This window comes from Subdoligranulum sp. DSM 23681 (assembly GCF_057005535.1).
Genome location: NZ_CM168050.1, coordinates 1,965,106 through 1,987,718, shown reverse-complemented (window position 1 = coordinate 1,987,718; position 22,613 = coordinate 1,965,106). Strand labels below are relative to the sequence as shown.

At 47.0% G+C, this 22,613-nt stretch carries 27 protein-coding genes; 9 read left to right on the top strand and 18 right to left on the bottom strand.

The features are described 5' to 3' along the window. Positions 1–138: 138 nt before the first annotated feature. The 11 genes from AC127K_RS09165 to AC127K_RS09115 all read right to left on the bottom strand — a co-directional run bounded on the left by AC127K_RS09165 (position 139) and on the right by AC127K_RS09115 (position 6,104). On the bottom strand, positions 139–378 hold the full coding sequence (locus AC127K_RS09165) for a helix-turn-helix domain-containing protein (protein WP_076778959.1): 240 nt from the start codon (positions 376–378) through the stop codon (positions 139–141). A 6-nt stretch (positions 379–384) separates the two neighbouring features. Beyond that, the gene (locus AC127K_RS09160) at positions 385–819 is read right to left on the bottom strand and encodes a sigma-70 family RNA polymerase sigma factor (RefSeq protein ID WP_157888439.1); all 435 of its coding nucleotides are present in this window, start codon (positions 817–819) and stop codon (positions 385–387) included. A 693-nt stretch (positions 820–1,512) separates the two neighbouring features. Further along, on the bottom strand, positions 1,513–1,704 hold the full coding sequence (locus AC127K_RS09155) for a DUF6440 family protein (RefSeq protein WP_087372155.1): 192 nt from the start codon (positions 1,702–1,704) through the stop codon (positions 1,513–1,515). Between the two features lie 158 nt (positions 1,705–1,862). After that, positions 1,863–2,186, bottom strand: a complete 324-nt coding sequence (locus AC127K_RS09150) for a hypothetical protein (RefSeq protein ID WP_087372152.1) — start codon at positions 2,184–2,186, stop codon at positions 1,863–1,865. After that, positions 2,186–2,410 carry a helix-turn-helix transcriptional regulator gene (locus tag AC127K_RS09145; protein WP_087257715.1) on the bottom strand — a complete coding sequence of 75 codons (225 nt, stop codon included), beginning with the start codon at positions 2,408–2,410 and terminating at the stop codon, positions 2,186–2,188. Before AC127K_RS09145 ends, AC127K_RS09150 begins: the two co-directional genes overlap by 1 nt. Before the next feature lie 500 nt (positions 2,411–2,910). Beyond that, positions 2,911–3,150 carry a helix-turn-helix domain-containing protein gene (locus tag AC127K_RS09140; RefSeq protein ID WP_483720333.1) on the bottom strand — a complete coding sequence of 80 codons (240 nt, stop codon included), beginning with the start codon at positions 3,148–3,150 and terminating at the stop codon, positions 2,911–2,913. Continuing rightward, positions 3,147–3,581, bottom strand: coding sequence for an RNA polymerase sigma factor (locus AC127K_RS09135; RefSeq protein WP_483720332.1), 435 nt, complete (start codon positions 3,579–3,581; stop codon positions 3,147–3,149). Before AC127K_RS09135 ends, AC127K_RS09140 begins: the two co-directional genes overlap by 4 nt. A 515-nt stretch (positions 3,582–4,096) precedes the next feature. Further along, complete coding sequence (locus tag AC127K_RS09130) at positions 4,097–4,738, bottom strand: ABC-2 transporter permease (protein WP_483720331.1); 642 nt, start codon at positions 4,736–4,738, stop codon at positions 4,097–4,099. Continuing rightward, positions 4,731–5,474 (bottom strand): ABC transporter ATP-binding protein, encoded by a 744-nt coding sequence (locus tag AC127K_RS09125; RefSeq protein WP_483720330.1) that lies wholly within the window; start codon positions 5,472–5,474, stop codon positions 4,731–4,733. Before AC127K_RS09125 ends, AC127K_RS09130 begins: the two co-directional genes overlap by 8 nt. Positions 5,475–5,491: 17 nt before the next feature. Further along, positions 5,492–5,725 carry an AbrB/MazE/SpoVT family DNA-binding domain-containing protein gene (locus AC127K_RS09120; RefSeq protein ID WP_204444609.1) on the bottom strand — a complete coding sequence of 78 codons (234 nt, stop codon included), beginning with the start codon at positions 5,723–5,725 and terminating at the stop codon, positions 5,492–5,494. Between the two features lie 163 nt (positions 5,726–5,888). Beyond that, on the bottom strand, positions 5,889–6,104 hold the full coding sequence (locus AC127K_RS09115; protein ID WP_082669688.1) for an AbrB/MazE/SpoVT family DNA-binding domain-containing protein: 216 nt from the start codon (positions 6,102–6,104) through the stop codon (positions 5,889–5,891). 181 nt (positions 6,105–6,285) lie between these two features. On the opposite strand from AC127K_RS09115, the gene AC127K_RS09110 reads away from it, so the two are divergent. The 4 genes from AC127K_RS09110 (at position 6,286) to AC127K_RS09095 (ending at position 8,907) form a co-directional block, all read left to right on the top strand. Continuing rightward, entirely contained in the window at positions 6,286–6,657 is a 372-nt protein-coding gene (locus AC127K_RS09110) for a helix-turn-helix domain-containing protein (RefSeq protein ID WP_076778922.1), read from the top strand. A 260-nt stretch (positions 6,658–6,917) separates the two neighbouring features. Further along, positions 6,918–7,241 carry a plasmid mobilization protein gene (locus AC127K_RS09105; protein ID WP_483720329.1) on the top strand — a complete coding sequence of 108 codons (324 nt, stop codon included), beginning with the start codon at positions 6,918–6,920 and terminating at the stop codon, positions 7,239–7,241. Next, positions 7,208–8,542 (top strand): relaxase/mobilization nuclease domain-containing protein, encoded by a 1,335-nt coding sequence (locus tag AC127K_RS09100; RefSeq protein ID WP_483720328.1) that lies wholly within the window; start codon positions 7,208–7,210, stop codon positions 8,540–8,542. Before AC127K_RS09105 ends, AC127K_RS09100 begins: the two co-directional genes overlap by 34 nt. After that, on the top strand, positions 8,539–8,907 hold the full coding sequence (locus tag AC127K_RS09095) for a cysteine-rich VLP domain-containing protein (RefSeq protein WP_483720327.1): 369 nt from the start codon (positions 8,539–8,541) through the stop codon (positions 8,905–8,907). The genes AC127K_RS09100 and AC127K_RS09095 overlap by 4 nt, the downstream gene beginning before the upstream one ends. Before the next feature lie 298 nt (positions 8,908–9,205). Here the strand turns inward: AC127K_RS09095 and AC127K_RS09090 are convergent, their stop codons facing one another. From AC127K_RS09090 to AC127K_RS09060, 7 genes are all read right to left on the bottom strand, one after another. After that, positions 9,206–10,087: an ABC transporter ATP-binding protein gene (locus AC127K_RS09090; protein ID WP_483720326.1), complete on the bottom strand. Its 882-nt coding sequence runs from the start codon at positions 10,085–10,087 to the stop codon at positions 9,206–9,208. A gap of 4 nt (positions 10,088–10,091) precedes the next feature. Further along, positions 10,092–10,745 carry an ABC transporter permease gene (locus AC127K_RS09085; protein WP_483720325.1) on the bottom strand — a complete coding sequence of 218 codons (654 nt, stop codon included), beginning with the start codon at positions 10,743–10,745 and terminating at the stop codon, positions 10,092–10,094. Then, positions 10,742–11,809, bottom strand: a complete 1,068-nt coding sequence (locus AC127K_RS09080) for an ABC transporter permease subunit (protein WP_483720323.1) — start codon at positions 11,807–11,809, stop codon at positions 10,742–10,744. The genes AC127K_RS09085 and AC127K_RS09080 overlap by 4 nt, the downstream gene beginning before the upstream one ends. Before the next feature lie 129 nt (positions 11,810–11,938). Next, positions 11,939–13,120, bottom strand: coding sequence for a HAMP domain-containing sensor histidine kinase (locus tag AC127K_RS09075; protein ID WP_483720322.1), 1,182 nt, complete (start codon positions 13,118–13,120; stop codon positions 11,939–11,941). After that, on the bottom strand, positions 13,108–13,782 hold the full coding sequence (locus AC127K_RS09070) for a response regulator transcription factor (RefSeq protein WP_483720321.1): 675 nt from the start codon (positions 13,780–13,782) through the stop codon (positions 13,108–13,110). The genes AC127K_RS09075 and AC127K_RS09070 overlap by 13 nt, the downstream gene beginning before the upstream one ends. A 696-nt stretch (positions 13,783–14,478) precedes the next feature. Then, the gene (locus AC127K_RS09065; RefSeq protein WP_238317063.1) at positions 14,479–14,718 is read right to left on the bottom strand and encodes a helix-turn-helix domain-containing protein; all 240 of its coding nucleotides are present in this window, start codon (positions 14,716–14,718) and stop codon (positions 14,479–14,481) included. Beyond that, positions 14,715–15,149: an RNA polymerase sigma factor gene (locus tag AC127K_RS09060; RefSeq protein ID WP_483720320.1), complete on the bottom strand. Its 435-nt coding sequence runs from the start codon at positions 15,147–15,149 to the stop codon at positions 14,715–14,717. Before AC127K_RS09060 ends, AC127K_RS09065 begins: the two co-directional genes overlap by 4 nt. A gap of 329 nt (positions 15,150–15,478) precedes the next feature. Here AC127K_RS09060 and AC127K_RS09055 point away from each other — a divergent pair, with 329 nt between their 5' ends. From AC127K_RS09055 to AC127K_RS09035, 5 genes are all read left to right on the top strand, one after another. After that, the gene (locus AC127K_RS09055; RefSeq protein ID WP_483720319.1) at positions 15,479–16,687 is read left to right on the top strand and encodes an IS110 family RNA-guided transposase; all 1,209 of its coding nucleotides are present in this window, start codon (positions 15,479–15,481) and stop codon (positions 16,685–16,687) included. A 761-nt stretch (positions 16,688–17,448) separates the two neighbouring features. After that, positions 17,449–18,132 carry a response regulator transcription factor gene (locus tag AC127K_RS09050; RefSeq protein WP_483720318.1) on the top strand — a complete coding sequence of 228 codons (684 nt, stop codon included), beginning with the start codon at positions 17,449–17,451 and terminating at the stop codon, positions 18,130–18,132. Further along, a complete protein-coding gene (locus AC127K_RS09045) occupies positions 18,129–19,160 on the top strand; it encodes a sensor histidine kinase (protein WP_483720317.1) in 1,032 nt (343 codons plus the stop codon). Before AC127K_RS09050 ends, AC127K_RS09045 begins: the two co-directional genes overlap by 4 nt. A 119-nt stretch (positions 19,161–19,279) precedes the next feature. Continuing rightward, the gene (locus tag AC127K_RS09040; protein WP_483720316.1) at positions 19,280–19,945 is read left to right on the top strand and encodes an ABC transporter ATP-binding protein; all 666 of its coding nucleotides are present in this window, start codon (positions 19,280–19,282) and stop codon (positions 19,943–19,945) included. 14 nt (positions 19,946–19,959) lie between these two features. Continuing rightward, positions 19,960–22,464 (top strand): ABC transporter permease, encoded by a 2,505-nt coding sequence (locus tag AC127K_RS09035; RefSeq protein WP_483720315.1) that lies wholly within the window; start codon positions 19,960–19,962, stop codon positions 22,462–22,464. The last annotated feature ends 149 nt before the right edge of the window (positions 22,465–22,613 follow it).

Here is a 22,613-nt window from a genome sequence, read left to right as displayed (position 1 = left end):
CGGAAAGTGTCCGTTTTGCCCTATGATGCGTCGCCGTTCTCTTGCGGGCATTTTTGTCAAGGTACACCCAGCGGCCACCGGGTCAGCGGAAACATGGAAAGGAAGAATAAAGACATTTCCGTTTCCGGAGCCGTGCCGTTACTCTAAAGCAACGACGATGGAATGAATGAGCTTAATTTCCAGACGGCGCTTCATGTACTCGTCCACGCACACATAAGGGAAGCCGTTGCTGTCGTACAAGGTGCGGGTGCAGAGCTTGTTTATGTAGCCCTCATAATACCGCAGCACTCGTTCCATAGCCATTGCGTCCCCAGCGTGGGCAGCTTCCATCACCGAAAGGGGAAGAAGCTCCTTGCCGTTGAATGTGGGTTGCTTCATCCGCGTTTACCTCCCTCCCGGCATTAACGCCATCAGTTTCACGCGTAACTGTTTCAGGGTACTTGTCCTGTGGCGCTGTACGGCGCTGCGGGACATTCCCATGAGGCTGCCGATTTCTCCGTCTGCCATATCCAGAACACAGTGCAAAATCAAAATGCTTTGTTCCTGTTCCGGCAAGCTGGCGAAAGCCTCGGCCACAAGCTCGTTGTCGATCCGCAAGTCATATCCATGCGACGAAAAAACGTAGCTGTCGCTGGGGTAATGATCCACGGTGGAGAGCTTGTCCAATTCCTGCTGGGTCAGGGCTTCCAGCGACTTTTCACGGTCGCGGTGCCGCGCCATCTCCGACAGGTAGTTTTTGGCCTCGTTGCGGAGTACCGCCTTGCAGAAAGCGTCATAGCGGTTCCGCGTATCAAAGTCATTGCGGGGGATCGTTTCCATCTTTTCACCCCCTTTCTATGGGGGATTTCGGTGGTTCTCTCCCTTTCCGCCAAAGATACAAATGAAAGGCCGCCAGCTACCCGGTAAACGCCACTTTTTGGGAAATTTCTTGAAAAAGTTTTGGCCGGTGGCGCGGGCCGCAGGAAACAACAAATTTCGCCCGGCAGGTCGCAGACCCACCGGGCGAAAGAAGAAGTGATATGCAGTTGATTTACATGGTATAGTGCATACTCATGGCCGCTTGTCCCCATAGTTGGGGACGGGCTTTTTTTGACAGTGCATAGACTGTCTTAATTTGTCGAAACGCTCTTTGCTTCATGGCGGCTCCCTCCGTAAGCCGCCGATCTCGCCAGCGTCAGGGCGTCGTCAGTTTGAGGGGCAAAGAGAACGGCGGCCTTAATTTGTTCAAAACCGCCGCTGGATAGAAACATAGAATGAGCGCACGAAAGCAACCTGCCCGACAACGGTTTTTTTCTTTCCCCGTCAGGCGGGGCAGGTTGGTAGTATCTTCAATTACAAAAAGTACCGGGCGCAGGGCCAGCAGGCCGCCGCACCCGGCACTTTTTAGGGTTAGGCAGGATAACAAATCCTTTTCTCAACACAGGCCGTTGATGGCAGACGAGTTGCATTTATAATCACATGGGGCGGCAGCACTCCTTGCTGTCGCCCCATGACCGTCAACCCTCTTTGAAATTACTGATTTTCCGCGTCAATAGGTGTAACAATGGGCTTCCCATCTTTATCAACAAGAACGGCTATGCCGCAGCCAGTTGTCATATTGGAAGAAATCAGCAGGTAATTCACGCCGGTTTCCGTATCAACGATGATTTTCCGTACATTGGTTACTCCTTGTGAGTAGGTTTCTACAAATCGCTCTTTAGCCATTTTGTGCGCTCCTTTCCTTGAACAAAAATCGTGATTGGCCTTTCATGCCATACCCAAAATATATCATATTTCTTTCCGTATGTCAAGTATTTCATACTTTAAGCAAGGAATAAAACGCACGCCCAATAATCCGATTTTATGGGTGTGCGTTTCAATTCTTAGTTTAATTTCAGTTTTCGCACGATCAATATAGCTATATCCGCGACTAAAAGAACTATCGTATAAGCGGATTGTATTACATTGGCAAGGCGAATTTCATTATCCATCATCCATGTAACAAAAAAAGGTATCATATTAAGAACAACAAAAAGCGTTACAAATGAACATAGAGCCGCGATTGCAATAATTTTTCGTCCCCGTTCATCACGGCCTTCTTTAGAGAAAAAATAGAAAATGAAAATAGCTAATAATATACATCCCAATATGACATTACCTCTTAGAGCAATTTGACTATCGAATAATAGTTCAAGAAAATTCTGCATTATTCTCCCTCCCGAAACTCAAACAAATCTTCAATCGTTACATCAAATACTTTCGCAATGCTATATGCCAAAAGCATAGATGGGTTATAACGGTTTCTTTCAAGCTGCATAATGGTTTGGCGGGACACACCGACTAAATCGGCAAGTTCCTGCTGGGTCATTCGCTTGGTTGCTCGGTACACATGGATTTTGCTCTCAAAAGTGTATTTGCTTTTTCCCGCCATCTACTCACCGCCTTCCTCGAAAATCTGCTTTTCAGTATAACATATTTCTTGCTATTTGTAAAAGATATTTTCAATATGTCTATGGTAGTTTAAGGCCGCCGTCATCCCTCTGGACGCGGTGCGGATGCGCCGGAAAATGAGCGTCCTACAAATCCGACGAACAATTCCGTATAATGCACGCAAGGCCGTTGCAAAAGTACGCAAAAACAGGCCGGAAAAGAGGTGACATAGCGTGAAGATATGGAAAAGGCGTTTCCGTCTGTGCTTTCAAATTCAAATTTTATTGTGGTAGCCGGGGATGGCCCGGTTGAAATACCTCCTGTCTACGCATTTAGGGCGGTGAAAGTCCAGCCATAGCAAGGCTTTTGGGACATGGTCGGCGGGCAGGCGGGACAGATTATCCAATCCCCGCCAGAACAGGCTTCTAAATGCGTAGAAAACAACCCATGAGAAAGCGCCGGACGCGGCCTGCTCCTGCTGGCCCTGCGCCCGGCGTTTTCTCATAGGCTGTCCTTTAGGATGGCCCGGATCAGCTTGTTTTGCAAGCGGTGTTTCATGTACTCGTCCACCCGCACATGAGGCGTACCGTCCAGCTCGTAGAGCGTCCGGGTACACAGCTTGTTTATGTAGCCGTCATAGTACCGCAAGATGCGCTCCATTGCCAGCGGATCACCGGTGCGGGCCTCTGCAAAGACAGACAGGGGCAGAAGCATCCTGCCGTGGAATGTGGGCTTCTTCATTTCGCGTTCCTCCCTCCGTTATCCTCCAATCTCTGCCGCAATTCGTTCAAAGTCTTTGTGCGGTGGCGCTGGACGGCGCTGCGGGACATCCCCACAAGGCCGCCGATCTCGCCGTCCGCCATAGCCGCAACGAAGCGCAGAATTAAAATCTGCTGCTCCTGCTCCGGCAGGCTGGCAAAGGCCCCGGCCACCAGCTCGTCCCGGATATGTAGGGCATAACCAAAGGCCGAGAACACAAAGCTGTCGCTGGGGTACTCGTCCAACGTATAGAGCTTGTCCATTTCCGCCTGCGGCAAGGTGTCCAGCGGCTTTTCCCGGTCACGGCGGCGGGCCAGTTCCGACAGGTAGTTGATGGCCTCGTTGCGAAGAACAGTTTTGCAGAAAGCGTCCAGCCGGTTCCGTTCCACATAGTCAAGGGTGTGTTCGTTCATCTTCTCACCCCCGATCTGCGGGAGAGTGAGAAGATAAAGCTGCTTACGCCACTCCTTTCATTGGCAGCAACATGGCGGCCCCGGCCCGCACCGAAAAACCGCAGGAAACAACAAATTTCGCCCGGCAGGTCGCAGACCCACCGGGCGAAAGAAGAAGTGATATGCAGTTGATTTATATGGTATAGTACATACTCATGGCCGCTTGTCCCCGCTGCCGGGGACGGGCTTTTTTTAACGGTTTATACCCCGTCGGATTTTGTCGAAACGCTCTTTGCTTCATGGCGGCTCCCTCCGTGGGCCGCCGATCCCGCCAGCGTCAGGGCGTCGTCAGTATGAGGGCATAGAGAACGGCGGCCTTGATTTGCTCAAAGCCGCCGCACTCTAATCAGGCATGGGAAAAGGGCTGCTGCACGACGGCTTTTTTTCTTTGCCGTCGTCCGGCAGATGATTATGGAATGAATTGTGTATCAAGCGTTTATGGCCTAAATCAAAATCCTAATATGGATGTCAGTGCATTAGAGGTCAACGTGTTCAAAACGCTTCGATGCAACGCGATAGGTCAAAATGTTGCCGACAATGTAGATCAAGATGCCGATGCCCAATATGGGAAGCTGCCTTATCAAATCGCCTGTCTGTAAGCTGTCAAGCCATGTAAAGGACGGCAGATGTACGCTGTATTCCATCAATGCGATTATCGCAGTTGCCGGGATAATGGCAATTACAAACGCCTTGCCTACTTGGTATGCAGACTGAAAAAGCACAGTTAGGTACAGAAAGTTAAATATTGCATAGACAATCAGGCCAAATCCAAAGTATGCCACATTCGCCTCAATGCCAACAGGATTGCCGTCAGGGAGCGTCCACAAGCGGATGATCGAAAACGGTATGCAGATGATAAGTTGTGCAATCTCGATGCTCACGAACAACAGGCATTTACTTTTTACCACATGGCGCTTTTTGATGGGAAGCGTGGCTGTGTAAAAGGCGTCGGAATTTTCTCTGGCAAATTGGGAAGTAAAATATAGTCCGAGGCAGCCAAAGAAAAAGATCATGCCATACGGATATGCGGGAACCAGAAGCAGCGCCCCGATCAACAGGAACAGGTAAACAACGGAATGTACGGCAAGGTGCCACTCTTTATAGAGTAAATTAGACATTATAAGTCCCCCTTTCATTTCTCACCATGATTTCCTCCAAATTCAGGCTATCTTCGCCGGGAGCTTTCAGGGATTGGAAAGTCTGAACAAAAGAAGCCTTATCCGCACTGGCGATAATTTCACCATTTTTGATATAGGTTATATCGTCAGCGCATTTGTCCAAATCCGAGGTGATATGCGTGGAAAATAAAATGCTTCTTTTCCCGTCCTTTACCAACTGCTGAAAAAGCTCCAACAAATCCTCACGGGCCACAGGGTCAAGGCCGCTGGTCGGTTCATCGAAAATAAGCAGTTTGGCGTCGTGCGAAAGTGCAAGCGCAATTAAATATTTTACCTTCATACCTTCGGAAAGCTGCTTTACCTGCTTTTGCTCGTCGAGTTCAAACATGGACATATATTTTCGGTATGCAGCATCATCCCAGTTCTGGTAAAAACGCTTCGTCACGCCGGTAATCGTTTGCAGTTTTTTGTCTTGGTAAAACTGAATACTCCCTAAAACCACACCGATATTTTGTTTGCAGCTTTCTTCATCCTGCCGGAAATCGTGACCGAGCATTTTAATTGTCCCCTTGTCCGGGCAAACCATGTTGAGCATGGATTTAAGCGTTGTACTTTTGCCAGCGCCGTTTTTACCGATCAGGCCCATAATTCGCCCTTGTTCCAAAGAAAACGAAACATTCTTCAATGTAAATTTGGGGTACTTCTTCGTCAACCCCTCTACTTCAAGCAATCTCATAAAATCCTCCTTAAAAATTAGTCAGGTGATGTGCGGAAAAGATCGTCAAACAAATCGCCAACCATATCAAGCGGTTGAATGGCAATACCGAGGGAGCTATCAGCTCGTATCAGGAGCATATCGCCCGGTTTAAGGTGCAAAAGCTGTCGTGCCTTTTGCGGTATGACAATCTGACCTTTTGAACCGACTTTGACGGTAGCCATGTAACGGTTTTTCCCGACAGATGTACTATTCTTTTTTTCTTCTGTCATCCGGTTTCCTCCTTTTTATTAGTGTTACGAGTTTTACTTGTAACACCATACTTGCATTATAGCGCGTGAAGTAGTGAAAGTCAATATAAGTTTTACAAGTTTTACTTTTGCGACAAAAAAACACCGCGCCTCGAAATGAAGCGCGGTAATATATTCTCCATAATTATTTCTTTCCCGGAAACAGATTTTCAAACATTTCATTCGTGGTATTGAATGTTTGGATAGCAATACCCTGTTCGACATCGGCCAACATCAACAGCATATCTCCCGGCTGGATATTAAACATATCCCGAACCTCTTTCGGGACAATGATCTGTCCTTTCGGCCCGACTTTGACCGAAGTAACAAATTTTCCCTCTACTGGCTTTTCCTTTCCCATTGTTTCACTTCCTTTCCGGGGGGAACGTAGTTTTACTTGTAGAAAAAATTTTACCACACAACTCACGCAAAGTCAATCGCGCCGTCCGATCTGAATATGAATTATAAAATGTAAGAAGCCTGCATATAGCAACATTCCATCGGGCAAATATGAATTATACAATGTAAATGGGTGATGTTATATGGCAAAAGTAGAAGATTGCCCCGGCTTTGAAACTTTCGGCGCGGATGTAAAGGCTGCGCGGAAAGCCCGGCGTCTGGCGCGTAAGGCGCTGGCGGAAATGGTAGGTATTGAGTGGCGGTATCTCGCCAACATTGAGAATAAAGGGACGATCCCCAGCCTCCCGGTCGTGATCCAGCTTATCAAGACCTGCGGGCTTCCTGTGGAACGGTATTTCAATCCCGAAGTGCTGCGCTCGGAAAGTGAGCAGCGCCAGCGGGTCGGCCACAAGCTGAAACTCTGTCCCGAAGAATACCTGCCGATTATCGAGGGCGCGATTGACGGGGCTATAAAAATTGAACAGCCAAAGAAGAAAGAAACGGGGGATGCCTGAAAACCATCCTCTGTTTTCTTTTGTTTGCGAGGGACGCGGAAGCGTCCTTTATTTTTTTACGCTTTTTTTCTGGAAAGTTCCTGTTTTGCGGGTAGTTTGAGGGTTTGCGAAGGTACTTATAGCGGAGAAGAACAAAAACAGCAAGCATAGGAAGTGTAGCCACACTTCCGAAAAACGCACCGTCCCGCCCCTGCGGGCCGTCCGTTTTGCTTGTTGGGGAAATCCCCAAACCCCTTTGCCGGAAAGGAGCGTGAAACGCAATGGCAAACCGAAAGCGTCAAATCGTGCTGCGCGTCCCGGTGACGCCGGAAGAAAGGGCCTTGATCCAGCAGAAAATGGCCCAGCTCGGCACAAGGAATTTCTCGGCCTATGCCCGGAAAATGCTGATTGACGGGTATATCGTCCACATGGACACCAGCGACATCCGGGCGCAGACCGCAGAGCTGCAAAAAATCGGCGTCAACATCAACCAGATTGCGCGGCGTATCAACAGTACCGGGGCTGTGTACGCGCAGGACGTTGAGGACATCAAGGGGGCGCTTACACAAATATGGCAGTTACAAAGATCCATCCTATCAAGGTAAATTTGAAAGCGGCCCTTGACTACATCGAAAACCCGGACAAGACGGACGATAAAATGCTGGTATCGTCCTTTGGCTGTTCTTACGAAACGGCGGACATTGAATTTCAAATGCTGCTGGCGCAGGCGTTCAACAAAGGCAACAATCTGGCCCATCACCTGATACAAGCCTTTGAACCGGGGGAAACCACGCCGGAGCAGGCCCATGAGATCGGGCGACAGCTTGCCGACGAAGTGCTGCAAGGCAAATACCCCTATGTACTGACTACCCACATAGACAAGGGCCATCTGCATAACCACATCATTTTTTGCGCCGTGGATATGGTACAGCAGCGCAAGTACATTTCCAACCGGCGCAGCTACGCCTATATCCGGCGAACCAGTGACCGGCTGTGCAAGGAAAACGGCCTGTCTGTCGTGAAGCCGGGCAAGGACAAGGGCAAGTCCTACGCCGAATGGGACGCCCAGCGCAAAGGCAAGAGCTGGAAAGCTAAACTGAAAATCGCCATCGACGCGGCCATCCCGCAGGCCAAAGACTTTGACGACTTCCTGCGGCTCATGCAGGCACAGGGCTATGAAATCAAACAGGGCAAATTCGTTTCTTTCCGCGCCCCCGGACAGGAACGCTTCACCCGCTGCAAGACGCTGGGTGAGGACTACACGGAAGAAGCCATTACCCGCCGGATCAAGGGGCTGGCCGTGGACAGAGGCCCGAAACGGAAAGCCACAAAGGAAATCACCCTGCGGATTGATTTGGAGAACAGCATCAAGGCCCAGCAGAGCGCGGGATATGCAAAGTGGGCGAAAGTCCACAACTTGAAGCAGGCCGCCCGGACGCTGAACTTCCTGACCGAACACGGCATAGACGACTATGCGGCGCTGGAAAGCAAGGTGGCTGAGATCAGTGCGGCCAACGACGAGGCCGCCGCTGCGCTGAAAGCGGTGGAACGCCGCCTGTCCGACATGGCGGTGCTGATAAAGAATATTTCCACCTACCGGCAGACAAGGCCCGTGGCGCTGGAATACAGAACGGCCAAAGACAAGGCTGCGTACCGGCGCGAACATGAAAGCCAGCTTATCTTGTACGAGGCGGCGGCAAAGGCCATCAAGGACGCGGGCGTGACGAAGCTCCCCAATCTGGCCGCCCTGAAAGCCGAATACCGAAAGCTGGACGAGGAAAAGGAACGGCTGTACCAGAAGTATGGCGAAGTGAAAAAGGAACTGGCCGACTACGGTATCATCAAGCAGAATGTGGACAGCATTTTGCGGGTGACGCCCCATCAAGAAAGGACACAAGAGCTATGAGCATACCGAGAATGAATTACCGGCAGTACCGCAAGGCCCGGAAGCTGACGCATGAGTGCTGCAATTACTGTGACGGGAACTGCCTGCTTTTGGACGATGGAGAGGAATGTGTGTGCGTCCAGAGCATTTCCTATTCGCTGCTATGCCGGTGGTTTAAGGCCGCCGTCCTCCCGCTGGACGCGGCCCTGTACGCCGAGATCAGCAAGAGCCGGGACGAGGTGAAACGCTGCGCCGTATGCGGAGCCGTGTTCACGCCGAAATCCAACCGGGCCAAATACTGCCCGGATTGCGCGGTGCGGATGCGCCGGAAGAAAGAGGCCGAACGGCAGCGGCAAAGATACCTGTCTTTGGCCGCCCGGAAATGAACACACATGAAAAATCCCATGCAGATAAAAATATGTCAACGATCTGCGCCGGTTTGGTTAATGAGCGTCCTACAAATCCGACGAACAATTCCGTATAATGCACGCAAGGCCGTTGCAAAAGTACGCAAAACACAGGCCGGAAAAGAGGTGACATAGCGTGAAGATATGGAAAAGGCGTTTCCGCCTGTGCTTTCAAATTTCAATCCTGTTGTGGTAGCCGGGGATAGCCCGGTTGAAAAATGCCGGGCGCGAGGCCAGCAGGCCGCCGCGTCCGGCGCTTTAAGATGAAACCATCAATTTACTTAGTTTTCGCATTATTGGAAATATAGATATAAGCATCTTCCAATGTAATCTCGCAAGGAATACACGGAACATCCGGCTGTGTTTCACAGAGAATTTTCATTTGCAGACCACCATCTACATATTGCTTTGCTGAAACGTGATACATCTTTTCCAATTCTCTTGCCTGAAATTCATCCTTTACCTTGCAAATCCATACATGGCCTTTTGCTATATTCAGTAATTCTTGCATACTTCCAGAATAGAGAAACTGCCCCTTTTTCATTACGGCAAGTTGATTGCAGGTAGCCGCCAAATCTTCAACAACATGAGTTGAAAACAGGATAGTACGGTTTTCAGAGAAATCCACCAGAAGGTTGCGTATACGGATGCGTTCCTCTGGGTCTAAGCCAGTTGTGGGTTCATCCACAATCAGAAATTCAGGTTCATTTAAAAGGGCTTGGATCAGGCCCACTCGACGCTTCATTCCACCGGAAAGCTGCCGAATTTTCTTTCTCCTGTGTTCCGTCAAACTGGTTTTTTCAAGATAGTATTTGATACGCTGTTGACATCCTTTCTTTTCAATTCCCGCCAGTTCGCCCATGTATTCCAGACATTCTTCCACCGTTAAATTAGGATATAGATCCAGTTCCTGCGGCAAATATCCAATTTTCTTCTGAATTTTGGGATAATTGCACTCACTGTAAATCATGCCATCTAAAGTTACGGCTCCACTGGTGGGCTTTAATACGGTTGTCAACACCCGCATCAATGTTGTTTTCCCGGCTCCGTTTTCTCCTAAAAGTCCAAAGATGCCATTGGGAATTTCCAAATCCACATGATTGATTGCTGTTACACCATTTTTGAAAGAAACCGTTAAATCACTAATCTTAATACTCATATTATTACCCTCTTTTCTTTATAATTACTGGAACCAAAGCTACCATCAACATCGCCAATGCCACACTCAACATTTCCCCACATAGCCATCCCATATCACTGATGTATTCAATAGGACGAAACGTATAGGAAAATACATTCCATTTACCGAATATTTGTGCCCCAAACTGGGAACTGAAAAAAATCCATAGAAGCAATGTTGTACCAATCCCAGCCCACATATTTTTCCATAAATTGCAAATCGTCATAGATAATATGCTCCAAAATAGAAGCGTTCCAATCATTGCTAAAGCAAATAAGAAAAACAAAAGGCCCTGTGGGGTTCCATTTAAAACAATGGGTTTTTGCAGATAAAAGAAGCCATACCCAATAAGGGAAATGCCGAATAAATATATATTTTGCAGCATGAGCCGACGGATAATGACTTTACTTTTACGTTTTGTATCATACAGGTGAAAAATCTCTGCTCTGTGGTTCTGCACTTCTGTCAAATAAGTATCCGCACAAAAAATAACAGCTAATAATGCTATTGGAGCCTGAATAACTGCCCCAATCTCATTTACGGACTCAATTCCTCTTACAAAGCTCAATATCAGGATAAAGCTCATGGAATAAATAAGTTTGTAAATGGGAAGGCAGATTTTTATTTCTTTTTTCAATATACTCGCCTCCTGTTCCACACATAAATTGCGATACATATAATGCTAACAGATGCCAAAATCAAAAATGTCTGATTGAGCAACAGCATGGGCGGCATTTCCGTATCAAAAAATCTTCCCGGAAAACGTACTATAATTGACAATAACCTGCCCTGATAGCCATATTGACCGTTTGCCGCCGTTCCTCCCATATTGGAATAAATGATATAAAGAAACAGCAAAGGAGTTGCAGGCAAAGGATTTTTAAAAATTAGTGCTGCAATGGCATAAACACAAACGATCATCAGCATATTAGGCATAATGTAAAGTACATCTGCGATAAGAAAATCCAACGGGTTTACAGAAAAGCCCTGCGTCACTCCATTTGCAATACAAAGTCCTCCGAAAACGATTGTCAAAACAGCTAAGACCATCATCAATATGATGTAACCACTTCCAACTTTACCCAAAATATATTGCCATGCGGAAATGGGCTTTGTATGAAGTAATTCATAGGTATCTTTTCTTGTATCTCTCAAAAAGAGAAATGCCAAAAGGATCGTGGCGAAAAATGCCATAAAAAGTCCGGCAAAGTCGGCGTATTTTCTCGCAAAGTAATAGGAATACGTATGCTCCTGCATCTTTTCCTGAATATAAGTATTCACTTCACTGACATCACCTTGCTTATATCTGGAATTTTCAAGGCTATATTCTGCGCCAAAATACCTGTATTCTGTTTCCAAATAGGAACAGGCTTCTTCCGTAGTCATTCCTCGGATCGCGTTGATTGCCGCATCCGCTTCTTCTGTCGTCAGTTGCATTTCGTCTGTCATTGTTTGGTGGATTTCCGCATATCCATTTTCCCTGCGTTCTTCATCACTAATGGGAATATAACCGTCCATTACATCTGCGTCCTCCAAAGATGCAACAGAAATATTTTGAATTTCCTCGTTGGAAGCAAAATAGTGGAGGTTCAGATAGGGCTGTAAGATTTGGTAAATTCCAGCTAACATAATGATAAGACCTGCCCAAAATACAGGGTTTTTCAAAAAATTTTTGATTTCCCGCTTGATTATCGCTTTCATAATCACTACCGCCTTTCATCTTTGTTAAGAATAGGATACCTGCCAATTCACAACAAAAAGACAATGGGTAAAAAATTCCTCAAAAAAAGAAGCCAGACAATCCATTCTCTGGATCATCCGGCTTCCGGGCTATTTGACCGCTTTGAAAACAGCTTTAACAAAAGCGCCTCCGTTCTTCTGATTTCCTAATAAAAGTATTCCGTTATGCTTTTCACAATACAGTTTGCTGATATACATTCCCAATCCAAAATGTTTTAAATCATCCTGTGGATTTGAATGATAAAATGCCTGTGTTACTTTTTCTGCACTGTCTGAAAAACCCTGTCCATCATCGGAGATGGTAATGTCAAGTTCTTTATTGCTACAAGATATTTTTATACTTACTGCCTCTTTCGCATACCTCAACGCATTGGATAGCAGATTTTCCATCACTTCTAAAATTATATCCCTATCCCCGCTGAAAGAAGTTTCCACTAATTCTGTCTGAATTTTATACTTCTTTTCCGATGCTTTACTAAGTATACGAATTTCATTGTCAACCTGTTCTACAAAGTCTAAGAGCTGGATATTTTCTGCGTGGATTGTTCTTTGCTCCAAACTGCTCATTTGCCGCATCGTTTCCACAAAACCATTCATCCGTTCAATTTGTTCCATGCCTTTTTCAAGCATTGAAAGGAGCTGCGCTTTGTCCAGCGTATCTTCCGGCACAAATTCCAACAACATTTCCTGATACCCTTTCAGAACGGACAAGGGAGAGCGAATATCATGGGCTATTGCAGCTCGTAACGCTTTTTCTTCTTCCATCATGTGCCAGACAACACGGTTATTTTCTTCTAATTGCTTCCGCATATTTTCAAACTCTTTACATAACTGTCCCAACTCGTCTTTATTTTCATAAACCACATGGAAGTCTAATTTTTCTTTACTTACTAAATCCGCAGCCTTAGAAAGTTCCTCAATGGGCGGCTTTAGTTTGTTGCGATAAAAAAAGGCTACCGCCAGACCACTTCCACAGACAGAAAAAATCAAAATAATATAGGTGTCTAAAAAATCGCAAATTTCATAGAGGTAACGATCCGTAGTATTCAACCGATCTGCTTTGACTTTTGGCATTGGTAGTTCATAGTTCTGATTTTCTATATTCATTTCCTGCAAATATGCCGTTTCGTCTACATACTTCCATGTAATTTGCTGCTGTATATTTGTGGCAATCTGAATGAGAAAAGCAGAAAGCAAAAAACTAATCAACAGCGATGTCAATAAATAAAGTATAATTGTCTTTTTTAAAGATAGATTTCTCAGCTTATCCATTTATATCCCATCCCCCAAACCGTTTCAATATATTCTGTTGTCGTATGTTCTTGGATTTTTCTCCGTATCCTCCGAATAAGTTCTGTGATAACCCGGCTATCCCCTTCGGCATCATACCCACAGACTTTTTCATAAATCCGTTCTTTATCAAAAACTTGGCCCGGATGCATAGAAAGAAACTCCACAATTCCGTATTCTAACTTAGTCAATTCAATATTTACGCCGCCAATTTGAATAGTTTTGGATGTGTAATCAATAGATAAATCTCCCTGAAAGCGATAGGTGGATTTTCCCCGATGCCGTTCTTCACGTTTCAGGTGGGCGATAATTCTTGCTTCCAGTTCTTTTAAGCTGAAAGGCTTTAGGATATAATCGTCACCGCCTGACATAAGGCCGTTCACTCGATCTTGCTCATCCACTCTTGCGGTAAGAAATAGGATAGGGCAGGATACCTTGTCGCGTATTCTTCTGCATACTTCGATACCATCCAACATTGGCATATTTATGTCCAGCAAAATAATATCCGGCATTGCCTCAACCTTTTTTAAGCCATCCATACCATTTTCCGCACTAATCACTTCATATTTTTTTATTTCCAGATAGCTTTTCAACATTTTCTGCAATTCGCTATCATCATCAATAATCAATATTTTATAAGCCATTTCTAATACCTTTACCTATTTTCTGATTTTGCAAATTTGGGGTTACATCGTTCATCAGCGGGCTTGGCTTCCTCCTTGTGGATCAGCCAGACACCAGCCATGTTCATGCCTCTGATAACATTTTTTATTATATTTCATTCGCCCAAAGAACACAAGGCAGGAAATATGAATAATAGAGTGTAAGTACAGGTCGTATTCAGAGGCAGCCATGCACCAGAAGAAAGAGGCAGAACGGCAGCAACAAAGATACCTGCCTTTGGCCGCCCGGAAATGAACACACATGAAAAATCCCATGCAGATAAAAATATGTCAACGATCTACGCCGGTTTGGTTAATGAGCGTCCTACAAATCCGACGAACAATTCCGTATAATGCACGCAAGGCCGTTGCGGAAGTACGCAAAATAGAGGCCGGAAAAGGGGTAACAAAGCGTGAAGATATGGAAAAGGCGTTTCCGCCTGTGCTTTCAAATCACAATTCTGTTGTGGTAGCCGGGTATGGCCCGGTTGAATATGCCTCCTGTCTACGCATTTAGGCCGGTAATAAGCCAGACATTTCAAGGCTTTTCCGGCATGGTCGGCAGGCAGGCGGGACAGATTATCCAATCCCCTCCAAAACAGGCTTCTAAATGCGTAGAGGAAAACCCGTGAGAAAGCGCCGGACGCGGCGGCCTGCTGGCCCTGCGCCCGCGTTTTCTCATAGGCTGTCCTTTAGGATGGCCCGGATCAGCTTGTTTTGCAAGCGGTGTTTCATGTACTCGTCCACCCGCACATGAGGCGTACCATCCAGCTCGTAGAGTGTCCGGGTACACAGCTTATTCATGTAGCCGTCATAGTACCGCAAGATGCGCTCCATTGCCAGCGGATCACCGGCGCGGGCATCGGCAAATACAGACAGGGGCAGAAGCACCCTGCCGTGGAATGTGGGCTGCTTCATTTCGCGTTCCTCCCTCCATTATCATCCAATCTCTGCCGCAATTCGTTCAAGGTCTTTGTGCGGTGGCGCTGGACGGCGCTGCGGGACATCCCCACAAGGCCGCCGATTTCGCCGTCCGCCATAGCCACAACGAAGTGCAGAATTAAAATCTGCTGCTCCTGTTCCGGCAAGGTGGCAAAGGCTCCGGCCACCAGCTCGTCCCGGATATGTAGGTCATAGCTAAAGGCCGAGAACTTAAAGCTGTCGCTGGGGTACTCGTCCAGCGTACAGAGCTTGTCCATTTCCGCCTGCGGCAAGGTGTCCAGCGGCTTTTCCCGGTCACGACGGCGGGCCAGCTCCGACAGGTAGTTGATGGCCTCGTTACGGAGAACGGTTTTGCAGAAAGCGTCCAGCCGGTTCCGTTCCACATAGTCAAAGGTGTATTCGTTCATCTTCTCACCCCCGATCTGCGGGAGAGTGAGAAGTAAAAGCTGCTTATTCCACTCCTATTACAATAAATTTGGACAGGAAAGCCGGACAGCCAGTCCGGCTTTCCCTCCATCTCGTGCCTAAGCTACAATGAGAGGAGCAACTGGCTGACCAATCACTCCTTGGGCTTGTATGTCCGTGTGAAAGACTGTTAGCCATCCTCTCGTTGCAGCGTTCGATTTAAGCAGGTTGAACCACCGGATGTCGGAGAGTTCGTGTCACACAATAGATTGAATCGGCAGCGAGAAAAGATGGATTCCGGTTGCAGATTCTTTGTATTGGAGGAATGTGAATGAACTGCGTTGGCATCGATGTTTCCAAGGGTAAGAGCATGATTGCAGTCATGCGGCCCTTCGGAGAGGTAGTGGTTTCACCCTTTGAAGTGCGCCACACCGCCAGTGAACTGAGCAAGCTGGCAGGGTTGCTCAAAAGCCTGGACGGTGAGACCCGTGTGGTGATGGAATCCACGGGTAATTACCACGCGCCGGTGGCCTGGCTGCTCCACGACGCGGGGCTTTATGTCTCCGTAGTCAATGCAATGCTGGTGCATGACTACGGGAACAACAGTTTAAGACGTGGCAAGACCGACAAGAAGGATGCCGTGAAGCTGGCCAACTACGGCCTTGACCACTGGCTCACACTGCCGAGATATGTCCCGGAAGAGGACACCCGGCTCATGCTGAAGACCTGCTACCGGCAGTACCAGCAGTATTCCAAAGTACAGACCATGCTGAAGAATAACTTAATCTCCCTGCTGGACACTACTTTTCCAGATGCAAACCGCCTGTTTACCAGTCCGCCCCGCACCGATGGCAGTGAGAAATGGGTAGACTTTGTGGCTGCTTTTTGGCATTGCGAGTGCGTCTGTGGCCTGTCTGAGAAGGCCTTTGCCGCCAAGTACCAGAAGTGGTGCAGAAAGCACGGCTACCATTTCAGCGAAGATAAGGCGCTGGACATTTATGCCTCCGCCTGTGGACACTTCGGAGTTATGCCGAAAACGGATACAGCAAAACTTTTGGTAGAACAGGCCATTTTCCAACTCCGGGCAACTTCTGCCGCATTAGCTGCTCTCAAGCAGGAGATGCAGTCCCTGGCGGCTTCTCTGCCGGAGTATCCTGTGGTGATGGAGATGTTTGGTGTTGGTCCAACCCTCGGACCTCAACTCATGGCTGAAATCGGCGATGTGCGCCGATTCCACTCCAAGAAGGCTTTGGTCGCCTTTGCGGGCATTGACGCCCCACCTTACCAATCCGGACAAATGGATGTCCGTAGCCGCAGCATCTCCAAGCGTGGTTCCGCTGCTTTACGCCGGACACTATTCCTTGTGATGGGCGTCCTCCTGCAATGCGCTCCAATGGATGAGCCGGTCTACCAGTTCATGAACAAGAAACGCTCTGAGGGCAAGCCATACCGTGTCTACATGATGGCATCCGCCAACAAGTTCCTGCGCATCTACTACGCTTCTGTGAAAGCCTACTTGGATTCTCTGGAGCACAACTAATTTTCGTGTCATACCATCTGGCTGGCCGCCGTTTCGATTTTGAGATGCTCAGCGGCTTGATTTTGTGTTGCCTTTTTGCCGCTCCCACAAATCTGAAATTTCTACTTGACTTTTGTTAGCAGGTCTTTCACTGGCAGCAATATAGCGGCCCCGGCCCGCACCGGGAAACCGCAGAAAACAACAAATTTCGCCCGGTAGGTCGCAGACCCACCGGGCGAAACAGGAAGTGCTATGCACTTGATTTACATGGTATAATACATATTGATAGGCGCTTTTCCCCGCCTTTAGGAACAGGCTTTTTTTGACAGTACATAGCCTGTCTGAATTTGTCGAAACGCTCTTTGCTTCATGGCGGCTCCCTCCGTGGGCCACCGATCCCGCCAGCGTCAGGGCGTCGTTCTGTATGAGGGCAAAGAGTACGGCGGCCTTGATGTGTTCAAAGCCGCCGCGTTTTAGTCAGGCACGGGAAAAGGGCTGCTGCACGACGGCTTTTTTTCTTTGCCGTCGTCCGGCAGGATTTGTGGTATCTCTATTCTGTCATTATTTTAAGGCCCAATTCTCGCAGAAATCTCACAGGAAAACGAATTTTGACAAAATACACCCCTTGAAATCTCACAAGTTTGTGACATTTCAAATTTTCCGAATGATAGCTTGTCACTCATGCCAGCAAAAGATATGATAAAAGAAATTCAAAAAAGCACTTCATCGTGAGGTTTCTGTGACATTTGGTTGATACTCTATAAAGAAAAGGATGTGAGCGAATGAGAATTTTAGTGGTTGAAGATGACCGCCTTTTGAATAATACCCTTTGCTATAACCTGTCTGCCGCAGGCTATGAAGTAGATGCTGCCCTGACGAAAAGCGTTGCCGAACGGTTTTGCAGAAAACAGGAATATGATTTGATTGTCCTTGACATCAATCTGCCGGACGGCAACGGGTTTGATTTTTGCCGGGATATTAAGGAAAGTCACCCGGACACTGCTGTAATCTTCCTGACGGCAAACGATATGGAAAGCGATATGCTCAAAGGATACGAGCTGGGGGCCGATGATTATGTGACAAAGCCTTTCCCTATGAGCGTATTTCAGAAAAAGGTGGCTGCGCTGCTGGCCCGGATCAGGAAGCAATCTGGCGGTGACTTTTACAATGACGGCAACCTGTTTATCAACTTTACGGAAATGACCGCAACGCGGGGCGGGGAAAGCATTTCTTTTACCCCGATGGAATACCGGCTTTTGAAAGTGCTGACGAAAAATCCGCAGATCGTTTTGACCCGGCAGGTGCTATTGGAAAAGCTATGGGATATTGACGGGAACTTTGTTGATGAACACGCCCTGACTTCTACAATCAGCCGGGTACGAAACAAAATTGAAAATCCAGATCATGCCTATATTAAAACCGTCTATGGCATGGGCTATATGTGGATTGGGGGCGGTAACAAATGAGGACGGAAAAACTCTCGGTCAATAAAGTGTGCATGGTCGTGTGTGCAGCCCTTTTCCTGCTTTCGGTTGCCATGTCATGTACCATTTACTTTTTGACGCAGAACGTATTGGCGCTATGCTGTGGGTTACTCTATGCGGTTTTCGTCGCCGGGTGCATGGCTGTTTTTCTGGCCTTTGTGCGCCGGAAATTAACGCTGTTTTCGGACGCTCTGTGCAAGCTGCTGGACGATATGATGTCAGCAGATCAGGCCCCGCCGCAGTACACAGAGGAAGAAAACCTGTTTTATAAAATCCAGCACCGGCTTTCCCGGCTCTATGAAGTGCTGCGGGAAAGCAAAAGCAGTATTGCAAAGGAACGAGCCGACTTGCAGGAATTGATTTCGGACATCTCCCATCAGGTCAAAACGCCGATTGCAAACCTGAAAATGCTGGACGCCACTTTGTTGGAGCAAAATGTATCGCCGGAAAAGCAGAGAGAATTTCTTCTGGCTATGGACAGCCAGTTAGACAAGCTGGATTTTCTCATGCAGGCAATGATTAAAACGTCACGGCTTGAAGCCGGTGTAATTGCTTTGGAGCCGAAGCCACAGGCCATCTATGATACCCTTGCTGCGGCGCTGGGCGGTATTCTGCTGAACACAGAACAGAAAAAGATTGCGGTCACGGTAGATTGCCCGGAAACGGTATCTGCGGCCCATGATCGGAAATGGACAACCGAAGCCCTGTTCAACATTCTGGATAATGCGGTGAAGTACACGCCAGAGGGCGGGAAAATCCATGTGGCTGTGGTGTGCTGGGAAATGTATGTGAAGATTGATATTTCCGATACAGGCATTGGTATTCCAGAACAACATCAAGGGACGATTTTCAAGCGGTTCTACCGTGAGGACAGTGTGCATGACGCTCCCGGCATCGGGATCGGCCTATATCTTACTCGTGAAATTATTACCCGGCAAGGGGGATTTATCCGCGTTACCTCGGAAGTCGGCATCGGCTCCACCTTTTCGGTGTTCCTGCCCCATTCTTGAAATGTCACAGGATTGTGACATTTCAAGGCATTTTAAGGGGAATTTCAAGGCCTGCCGTGACATTTCTGCGAGGTTTCCCCTTTACAATGGAACCATCAAAAAGAAAGGTGGTAGAACTTATGCCTATTTTACAGACAACAGATTTGAAAAAATACTATGGGGTCAAGCCGAACATTACAAAGGCTCTGGACGGCGTTTCCCTTTCGATTGAGCCGGGGGAATTTGTTGCCATTATCGGCACATCCGGCAGCGGCAAGTCCACGCTGCTGAATATGATGGGCGGGCTGGATGTTCCTACTTCCGGCAAGGTTATTGTGGATGGTAAAGATTTATCCACATTGAATGAGGAACACCTTGCGATTTTTCGCAGGCGAAAAATCGGATTTGTGTTTCAAAATTACAACCTTGTTCCCGTTCTGAATGTGTATGAAAATATCACTCTCCCGGTTGAACTGGACGGAGATACCGTGGATAAAGCGTTTATGGACGATGTAGTTCGTATGCTGGCTTTGGACGATAAACTAAGCAATATGCCGAACAATCTTTCCGGCGGCCAGCAGCAGCGCGTCGCTATTGCCCGTGCCCTGATTTCAAAACCAGCTATTGTTTTGGCGGACGAGCCGACGGGTAATCTGGACAGCCGGACGAGTAATGATGTTCTTGGCCTGCTGAAAGCTACCAGCCACAGATTTCATCAAACTCTTATCATGATTACTCATAACAACGAGATTGCCCAGCTTGCGGATCGTATTATCCGTATTGAGGACGGCAGAATTTCAGAGTAAGGTGGTGAAAAAGAATGAACGACATTTTATTTGGCAACAATAATGGCCCGATTCTTAAAAAATTGACAAAAAGAAGTTTGAAAGCCAATAAACGGCGAAACTTTTTTCTTGTTATGGCAATCATGCTTACCACCTTACTGATCGGCTCTGTTTTCAGCGTTGGCATGAGCCTTGTTGAGTCTGTAAAAATGGAGCAGATAAGATTTGCAGGTACAATGGCGCACGCTGCCGTAGGTCATCCGACGACGGAGCAGATCAAGCGGCTTCACACATTGGACTATGTAAAAGAAGTTGGTACTGGTAACAGCGTTGGCGTTGTTCAAAATACAGCAGATATGGGAAATATCAGTTTGACCCTTCACTATTTCGACAAGACCGAATGGGAAGAACTGCGCGCCCCCGCCTATGTTGATATAGTAGGGAACTATCCTGAAAAAGAAAATGAGATCATGGTTTCTCGTGGAGTGCTGGAACGGATGGGAATTGATACCCCATCTATTGGCATGGAGATACCCCTCAACTATTACACAGATAGCGAAAACAGAGATTCCATAATTCAGGAAACTTTTACCTTGTCGGGGTGGTTCACAAGCTATGCGTTTGTCCAATCAACGGAGACTGCCGATGTGATTTTCGTTTCTCATGCGTTATCACAAAGATATGGAAAGACCGTGGAAAAAGATGGTTCTGCTTCGATTCTGTTTGCAGATGAGTCCAGAGTTTCAGAATATTGTAACGCATTAGTGGCCGATTTAGGGTTAGCAGAAAATCAACCTGTTGCAATGGTACAGCTTTATGAAGCAGATGCTGGTCAGGGAACTGCTGCTTTGATTTCCCTATGTGCTATTGTGGTTTTCCTCATTTTTACAGGCTATCTGCTGATTTATAATATCCTGTATATTTCCATCTCCCATGATGTGCAGTTTTATGGGCTTCTCAAAACGATTGGGACGACGCCAAAACAGATCAAGCGTATTGTTATTCGGCAGGTTATACGCCTTTGCCTTATTGGAATACCCGTTGGCATTATCCTATCATTGCTGCTTTCTTTAGGGGTGGTTCCATTCTTGATTTCAGAACTTGGAGCCATTTCCACAGAAGAAGCCGTTGTATCATTCTCACCGATTATCTATGTAGGAGCAGTGTTCTTTCCTTTGCTTACTGCTATATTAGCCGCATCAAAACCTGCAAGAAAAGCCGCGAGTATTTCTCCCATAGAAGCGCAAAAATATACGGGAGTTATAGGCACTGTGAAACACATCCGAACACTGGCACACGGCAAACCGTATCGTATGGCTTGGCGGAATATTTTCCGGGATAAAAAACGTGCAGGAGTGGTATTGTTCAGTTTGTTTTTAGGAGTGACGACCTTTCTATCAGTGACAACATTGGTTTTTAGCACGGATGTTTCAAAGTATATTGATTCTGCTTTTGAAAGTGATTTGGTACTGGATAATGAGACTTGGCCCGCGCAGACGTTGGATGATTCATTAGTGGAACAGCTCATGCTAATTCCCGGAGTTGAAAATATACACGCTACAACGTGGGAAGAAATGCGGTTGGATTACTCGGATGCGTTTAGAGGATATATTGCTAACCATCCCATGCAAGAGCAGATTTCCGCTTTGTCAGAGCAAGATATTGAGGACAATTTCAATGGATTTCTCATTGGAGTTGATGGAGAAACCCTAACAAAATATCGTGACAGACTTGGAAACCCCATTGATATTGAAGCATTTGATCGAGGAGAAATTGCTTTGATTGCCACCGATAATCCCGAATTATTCTCAAATGTTCAAGAGCTGAATATTACCCCTTCTTATCGAGAAGAAAACAGCGTTTCCAATCAGCAAGAATACAAATTTGTTCTTGGTGGCTTTGTTCCGTTCAGCTATAAAGGCATTGGCTCCAGCCTTGCGCCAACCGTGATTGTGTCAAATACTATTATGCAGGAATGGTTTGGAGAACCGGCCGTAAAACAGCTTGACATGAATGTTGCCAGCGGGTATGAGAAAAATGCTTTCATTGCATTGAAGCAGATTATAGGAAACAATTCTGGAATTTCTTTGACCTCAAGAATTGAGTCTATGGAAGAACTGAATCGTGCAAAAATGGCCGTACTGGTTCTTGGTGGAAGCATTTCGTTTGTCATCGCTCTTATTGGAATACTCAATTTTGTTAATGTCATGTCGGTTAGTGTTGTGGCCCGCAAGCGCGAATTGGCAACGCTTGAATCTATTGGAATGAGCCATAAGCAGGTTCGGAAAATGCTGATAAGTGAAGGACTTTACTATGCAATAATCACCCTGATTCTTGTCTTATCCGCTGGCAATCTGATCGCATACGGTATCTTCAAACTATTCCAGCAACAAGTGAGCTTCGCGGTATTTACCTATCCGTTTATTCCGGCGGCCAGCATTATTCTGGTAATAATGATAATTTGTTTTATAACACCGGAGAGGATGTATCGCTCTCTTAGTAGAGAAACAATAACGGAGCGATTAAGGGAGACAGAGTGATAGCAATATAGGAAATCCCCTGCGCTTTCTTCAACAAGGGTACTGTCGTAGAACGCCTGCGGACAGCGGAATAAGCCTCGTTCTCTACGCATTTAGGCCGGTAATAAGCCAGCCATTTCAAGGCTTTTCCGGCATGGTCGGCAAGTAGG

Bases quoted from the DNA above. Each gene is read 5' to 3' on its own strand.
- AC127K_RS09125 (WP_483720330.1), bottom strand. From the start codon at position 5,474: ATGAGATTGCTTGAAGTAGAGGGGTTGACGAAGAAGTACCCCAAATTT.
- AC127K_RS09080 (WP_483720323.1), bottom strand. From the start codon at position 11,809: ATGAAAGCGATAATCAAGCGGGAAATCAAAAATTTTTTGAAAAACCCT.
- AC127K_RS09150 (WP_087372152.1), bottom strand. From the start codon at position 2,186: ATGCAGAATTTTCTTGAACTATTATTCGATAGTCAAATTGCTCTAAGA.
- AC127K_RS09040 (WP_483720316.1), top strand. From the start codon at position 19,280: ATGCCTATTTTACAGACAACAGATTTGAAAAAATACTATGGGGTCAAG.
- AC127K_RS09045 (WP_483720317.1), top strand. From the start codon at position 18,129: ATGAGGACGGAAAAACTCTCGGTCAATAAAGTGTGCATGGTCGTGTGT.
- AC127K_RS09115 (WP_082669688.1), bottom strand. From the start codon at position 6,104: ATGGGAAAGGAAAAGCCAGTAGAGGGAAAATTTGTTACTTCGGTCAAA.
- AC127K_RS09100 (WP_483720328.1), top strand. From the start codon at position 7,208: ATGGCAGTTACAAAGATCCATCCTATCAAGGTAAATTTGAAAGCGGCC.
- AC127K_RS09110 (WP_076778922.1), top strand. From the start codon at position 6,286: ATGGCAAAAGTAGAAGATTGCCCCGGCTTTGAAACTTTCGGCGCGGAT.
- AC127K_RS09070 (WP_483720321.1), bottom strand. From the start codon at position 13,782: ATGGCTTATAAAATATTGATTATTGATGATGATAGCGAATTGCAGAAA.
- AC127K_RS09155 (WP_087372155.1), bottom strand. From the start codon at position 1,704: ATGGCTAAAGAGCGATTTGTAGAAACCTACTCACAAGGAGTAACCAAT.
- AC127K_RS09065 (WP_238317063.1), bottom strand. From the start codon at position 14,718: ATGAAGCAGCCCACATTCCACGGCAGGGTGCTTCTGCCCCTGTCTGTA.
- AC127K_RS09050 (WP_483720318.1), top strand. From the start codon at position 17,449: ATGAGAATTTTAGTGGTTGAAGATGACCGCCTTTTGAATAATACCCTT.
- AC127K_RS09135 (WP_483720332.1), bottom strand. From the start codon at position 3,581: ATGAACGAACACACCCTTGACTATGTGGAACGGAACCGGCTGGACGCT.
- AC127K_RS09035 (WP_483720315.1), top strand. From the start codon at position 19,960: ATGAACGACATTTTATTTGGCAACAATAATGGCCCGATTCTTAAAAAA.
- AC127K_RS09130 (WP_483720331.1), bottom strand. From the start codon at position 4,738: ATGTCTAATTTACTCTATAAAGAGTGGCACCTTGCCGTACATTCCGTT.
- AC127K_RS09160 (WP_157888439.1), bottom strand. From the start codon at position 819: ATGGAAACGATCCCCCGCAATGACTTTGATACGCGGAACCGCTATGAC.
- AC127K_RS09090 (WP_483720326.1), bottom strand. From the start codon at position 10,087: ATGAGTATTAAGATTAGTGATTTAACGGTTTCTTTCAAAAATGGTGTA.
- AC127K_RS09145 (WP_087257715.1), bottom strand. From the start codon at position 2,410: ATGGCGGGAAAAAGCAAATACACTTTTGAGAGCAAAATCCATGTGTAC.
- AC127K_RS09165 (WP_076778959.1), bottom strand. From the start codon at position 378: ATGAAGCAACCCACATTCAACGGCAAGGAGCTTCTTCCCCTTTCGGTG.
- AC127K_RS09075 (WP_483720322.1), bottom strand. From the start codon at position 13,120: ATGGATAAGCTGAGAAATCTATCTTTAAAAAAGACAATTATACTTTAT.
- AC127K_RS09095 (WP_483720327.1), top strand. From the start codon at position 8,539: ATGAGCATACCGAGAATGAATTACCGGCAGTACCGCAAGGCCCGGAAG.
- AC127K_RS09105 (WP_483720329.1), top strand. From the start codon at position 6,918: ATGGCAAACCGAAAGCGTCAAATCGTGCTGCGCGTCCCGGTGACGCCG.
- AC127K_RS09055 (WP_483720319.1), top strand. From the start codon at position 15,479: ATGAACTGCGTTGGCATCGATGTTTCCAAGGGTAAGAGCATGATTGCA.
- AC127K_RS09120 (WP_204444609.1), bottom strand. From the start codon at position 5,725: ATGACAGAAGAAAAAAAGAATAGTACATCTGTCGGGAAAAACCGTTAC.
- AC127K_RS09060 (WP_483720320.1), bottom strand. From the start codon at position 15,149: ATGAACGAATACACCTTTGACTATGTGGAACGGAACCGGCTGGACGCT.
- AC127K_RS09140 (WP_483720333.1), bottom strand. From the start codon at position 3,150: ATGAAGAAGCCCACATTCCACGGCAGGATGCTTCTGCCCCTGTCTGTC.